Origin of the sequence: Kosakonia sp. H7A, assembly GCF_003028445.1 — a bacterium.
GTDB classification, from domain to species: domain Bacteria; phylum Pseudomonadota; class Gammaproteobacteria; order Enterobacterales; family Enterobacteriaceae; genus Kosakonia; species Kosakonia radicincitans.
This window is the reverse complement of the sequence record NZ_PYTZ01000056.1, coordinates 1-547: the sequence shown is the minus strand read 5'-3', so window position 1 is coordinate 547 and position 547 is coordinate 1. Positions and strand designations below refer to the sequence as shown.

2 protein-coding genes are annotated in these 547 nt (G+C 68.6%); both read left to right on the top strand.

The features are described 5' to 3' along the window. A partial coding sequence (locus CWM66_RS28115) for a hypothetical protein (protein WP_369878950.1) occupies positions 1-184 on the top strand: 184 nt, incomplete at its 5' end. Between the two features lie 101 nt (positions 185-285). After that, positions 286-547, top strand: a 262-nt coding sequence (locus tag CWM66_RS29380; RefSeq protein WP_304598304.1) for an ATP-binding cassette domain-containing protein, incomplete at its 3' end; no start/stop codon positions are given.

Sequence of the window (547 nt, the reverse complement as noted above, 5' to 3'; positions counted from 1 at the left end):
CCTGTCCGACACCGACCCGGAGCAGGCCAGGGCGTACGAGCAGGTGCTGCGGAGAATGCGCGGCGCCGGCCTGAGCGCCGAACGCAACGAGTTGTTCAAGCTGGCGCGGCGAGGGCAGATTTCCGACGAACTCTCGCGGCGACTGGTCCGCAACCTGGACCTGATCGAATCGCGGCAGCGCTAGGCATGGGGGGCGGTTGGGATGGATTCTCCCGCATGCGGGCCTTCAAACCCGCCGTCCGGGGCACTACGCTGTGCGGCCATTGCCCTTCCCATGGACACTTCGTGGATCCCATCGTTTCCATCCAGGGACTCAACAAGACCTATGCCGGCGGTTTCCAGGCGCTGCGCGGCGTGGACCTGCAGATCCGTCGCGGCGAGATCTTCGCGCTGCTCGGTCCCAACGGCGCCGGCAAGACCACCCTGCTGCGCGTGCTCGCCGGCCTGCTGCGCGCGGACGCGGGCAAGATCGAAATCGACGGCCGCCCGGCCAGGCGCGTGGACCGCTCGCGTTTCATCGCCTACCTCGGCCACCTGCCCGCCCTGA